Origin of the sequence: Mesorhizobium sp. M0522 (assembly GCF_040321085.1) — a bacterium.
GTDB lineage: Bacteria > Pseudomonadota > Alphaproteobacteria > Rhizobiales > Rhizobiaceae > Mesorhizobium.
In genome coordinates this window covers 1-4,368 of the sequence record NZ_JAMYQW010000086.1, presented here as the reverse complement: position 1 = coordinate 4,368, position 4,368 = coordinate 1, and the positions used below count along the sequence as shown (strand labels likewise).

Annotated in this window: 3 protein-coding genes; 2 read left to right on the top strand and 1 reads right to left on the bottom strand. The window is 59.4% G+C overall.

Going from position 1 to position 4,368, the window contains the following annotated elements:
* Positions 1-1,737: DNA ligase D (ligD, locus tag NKI58_RS35285; RefSeq protein ID WP_352854512.1), on the top strand; the 1,737-nt coding region annotated here is incomplete at its 5' end.
* Positions 1,738-1,843: 106 nt separating this feature from the next.
* Complete coding sequence (locus NKI58_RS35280) at positions 1,844-3,505, top strand: DNA polymerase/3'-5' exonuclease PolX (protein WP_352854509.1); 1,662 nt, start codon at positions 1,844-1,846, stop codon at positions 3,503-3,505.
* A gap of 21 nt (positions 3,506-3,526) precedes the next feature.
* On the opposite strand, the gene NKI58_RS35275 is transcribed toward NKI58_RS35280, so the two are convergent.
* Positions 3,527-4,165 (bottom strand): hypothetical protein, encoded by a 639-nt coding sequence (locus tag NKI58_RS35275; protein ID WP_352718517.1) that lies wholly within the window; start codon positions 4,163-4,165, stop codon positions 3,527-3,529.
* Positions 4,166-4,368 lie beyond the last annotated feature (203 nt).

Sequence of the window (4,368 nt, the reverse complement as noted above, 5' to 3'; positions counted from 1 at the left end):
ATGAAATACGACGGCTATCGTATTCTCGTTGCCGTCGGCGGAGGCGAGGCGCGAGCCTACACACGATCTGGTCTGGACTGGTCTAGCCGTTTTCCCTCGGTCCTCTCCGAGTCTCGCAAGCTCAAGGTGCGCTCCGCCCTGATTGACGGCGAGGCCGTGGTTGTCGATGCGGAAGGAAGATCTAACTTCCAGGCGCTTCAGAATGCATTGAAGGGTGCCCCGGCGACTATCGACTTTTATGCGTTCGATCTGCTGCAGCTCGACGGCGAAGATCTGACAAGGCTTCCTCTTGTTGAGCGCAAGGCGAAGCTGGAGGCGATCTTGCCTGCGAAAAATCCGGTCCTTCGTTACTCCGACCATATCCTCGGCCGCGGAGAAGAGCTGCTCGATCGCTTCTGCGCTGCCGGCCTTGAGGGCGTCATCTCAAAGCTCGCGGATTCGAATTATGTGGCGGCCCGCGGCGCAAGCTGGCTGAAGATCAAATGCATCAGGCGACAGGAATTTGTGATTGTCGGCTGGACGCCGTCCGACAAGGTCCGCGCGTTTCGGTCCTTGATCCTTGGCGTTCATAACGGCGGCAAGCTGCGTTACGCCGGGAAAGTCGGCACCGGCTTCGATACCGCTGAACTTCTTCGTCTCTTGAAGATCATGGCGCCGCTTGAGCAGAAGGCCGCGACCGTCGACGCACCACGCGCCGAAGTGCGCGGCGCACACTGGCTCCGTCCGAAACTGGTCGCTGAGATTGCCTTCACCGAAATGACAAATGAAGGGACGTTACGACATCCGAGCTATCTTGGTCTCCGTGAAGACAAGAAGCCGGAGGCGGTCGTGCTCGAGACGGAACGTCATGCAGCCGATCTCGCCGCGTCTGCGACAACCGCCATCGCGATAAGTAACCGTGACCGCGTCATCTATCCGGAGTCCAACATCACCAAGGGACAGCTTGCCGACCATTACGCAGCGGTCGCGGCGATCATGCTTCCTTGGGTTGGCAGCCGGCCGATCAGTCTGGTTCGATGCCCACAGGGCCGCGCGAAGAAGTGCTTCTTCCAAAAACACGACGCCGGCAGCTTTGGCGACAAAGTCCACCACGTCGGCATCACGGAGAAGGACGGGCACGAGGAACCATATCTCTATGTCGACGATGCCGACGGACTCATGACTTGCGTCCAGATGGGAACGATCGAGCTGCATGGATGGGGGGCTCGGATCGAGGATGTCGAAAAGGCCGACCGCCTCGTGTTCGACCTCGACCCCGATGAAGGCCTCGATTTTGAGGCCGTCCGCGCCGCTGCCTTTCAGTTCCGCGCTATCCTTAAATCTCTGGGGCTTACGACTTTCCCGATGCTGACGGGAGGCAAAGGAGTGCACGTCATCGCGCCCCTGACCCCTGGCGCCGAGTGGCCAGAGGTGAAGGACTTCGCGTCTCGCCTGGCGCAGGCGGTCGCCCGGAGCGATCCGGCCCATTTCACGGCCGTGTTGTCAAAGGCGCGCCGCAAGGGTCGCATCTTTGTGGACTATCTACGCAATCAGCGCGGGGCGACCGCGATCATGCCCTACAGCGCAAGATCACGTCCGGGCGCTCCTGTCGCGGCACCGATCACGTGGGCGGAGATGAAGACAATAGATGCGCCCTCTCATTTCCACGTGGGCGATGCTCCTGAATTAAAGAAACGCGCCGCCTCCAAAGCTCTGGCGGGATGGGGTCGCGCTGACCAATCCTTGCCCAATCTGTAGCGCCGACGCGGGAAGAGGCAGTAAAGCCGGGATTTAAAGGGCAACGCGGCGCTCATGGTCTTGCCTGATTGGAACCTGCGGAGATCGGCCTCGTTGGGCTGAAGCCATGGCAAAAAGCGATCCGAGGACCGTCGCCAGTCTTTTGAGGGAATACGCGCAACGGGCGTCTATGCGCGGCGACAATCCCTATCGCACAAAGGCATACTTGCGCGCGGCAGACAGTCTGACGGCGCTGTCGCAGCCGCTTGATCGGATCATCGCCGCCGGCGCCCTCACCAAGATCCCGGGGATCGGTGACGCGATCGCAGACATCGTGACCAAGCTTTACCAAACCGGCACGCACCCAAGCCTTGAGAAGCTGCGCGAGGATGTTCCAGCTGGCGTGATGGAGCTGTTTGCCATACCCGGGCTTCGTCCCGATAAGATACTGAAGCTTCATCAGGCGCTCGGCGTGAACTCGCTGGCGGAGCTCGAGGCCGCAGCAAGAGAAGACCGCATCCGCCCTGTCAAAGGCCTCGGCGCCGCGCTTCAGACAAAGCTGCTGCAGAACCTGGCCATCGTGCGAAGCGGCGAAACGCAACTTCACCTGCACAAGGCCGCCGCTCTTCTCCACCATGCGGTCATATCGGTAAAGCAACAGCATCCAGAGTTTTCGCGCGTGGAAATTGCAGGTGACTTCCGACGCGGTTGCGAGCTCGTTTCCGACTTCGCCCTGGTGGCGGAGGCCAGAAAGTCGACTGGAATCGAGGATACGACCCTCAGGCTTGTTGTCACGGACAGGAAGCACTTTGGCGCGAGCCTGCTCGAAGCAACCGGTTCGGCAGACCACCTTGAGCAACTGAAGACGTTCGCGGCCGACAAGGGATTCACCCTAAACGCCGACGGGCTCCATCGCGGGAGAAAGCTGATCGCGTCAGCGACAGAAGAAGAAATCTACCAAGCTCTAGACTTGCAGTTTATCGAACCTGAATTGCGCGAAGGCAGGGACGAGATTGAGCGAGCGGCAAAGCAGAAACTACCCGCCCTCATTCGGGATGAAGATCTGCATGGCATCCTGCATTCTCACACGACCGCATCCGATGGCACCGAAACGCTTGAGGCAATGGCTGAAGCCACGCGTAGGCGCGGTTTCGAATACTATGGTGTCGCCGATCATTCGCAGTCCGCTCACTACGCAGGCGGCCTTTCGTTGCAGGAGATTGCTGAACAGCACCGCGAAGCTGACCGGCTGAACAAGGCATACAATGGAAAATTTCGCATATTGAAGGGCATCGAGGCGGACATCCTGGCGGATGGCTCGCTCGATTACCCGAATCATATCTTGGAGCAGTTCGATTTCGTCGTCGCGAGCGTGCACAGCCGCTTCAAGTTGCCCAAGAAGGAACAGACGGAGCGTATCATTGAGGCGATCGGAAATCCTCGGACGACAATTATCGGGCACATGACCGGTCGCCAGCTGTTGCGCCGGCCCGGTTATGATCTCGACGTCGACAAAGTCCTCAAAGCGTGTGCGAAACACGGCGTCGCTGTCGAAATCAACGCACATCCGTGGCGACTCGACCTCGACTGGCGCTGGCATCAAAAGGCACTCGATCAGGGCTGCATCTTCAGCATCAATCCGGACGCTCATTCGATCCGCGAGCTCGACCACATGCATTGGGGTGTCGAGATGGCGCGCAAGGGCGGTGTTCCTGCGAAGCGGGTCCTGAACGCGATGCGTTTGACGGCCCTTCTTGCGCATCTCGCACGGCGCAGGCAAACGTCCTAAACTGCTTGTGCGCCCGGCCTATCAGCGCAGGAGTCCGTCATTCTCAAAATCTTCCCAGCCGCGCAAACTGGAGTGCGCGTTCTCGTCGGGGCCGTAGCCAGTTGAAGCTGCAGTTCCGCGACCGCTTCTTTGAGCACGTTTCATAGCGGCCTTCCCCGCGGCTCGCCGCCTGTTCTCTGCAGCTGTCGCTGCGTCCTGTTCGCGCCAGACCGTAACCAGGTCGCGGTCAAGCACATCCTCCACGTGCTGCGGGTCGAACACGTGAAAGGTGATGTTCCTTGCCCGCCCGCGGAGTTTCACGGTTTTCGTCCCGGCGCTCTGCAAGCGACCATCTTTCAGCCAGCGGTGCCGTTCGGCCGTCGAGATCGTCAGAATGTCCTCGATTTCACGGGGGATTACGGGCAGGTCTTCGATATTCTGCAGTGCTTTGGATACGATCCCGAATACCACCTGCACATCATTCTCGGCGCCCTCAGACAGGCGCAGGGTAAGCACGCGGGACTCGATATTGAGCAATTTCCTGAACTCCGTTGGAAGGCGGGCGCGTATTTCGAGAAAAATACCCCTCGCTCTGACGGACGATCCAAACGTTGCAGCCGGGGTTAAAGGCCACTCTCCAATCAGCTTCGCTGTTGCATTGATTTTTCGGCGCGTGGACATGCCCCTTTATATAGGTCACCGATGGTCGGCAGCGACGAGCCGATCGCAAAGCCAACATGAGTTCTAATCCGCCAGCGGTCTGAACCACGATGCACTAAAGGCGCAACCACGATTGTTAGCGGGGCCGCTTGCAACTTCGGCTAACAGGAAGCGGCAGAGTTGATCTCAAAGTGCGATATCAGGCGCGTTGCCGCCTGGCGGCT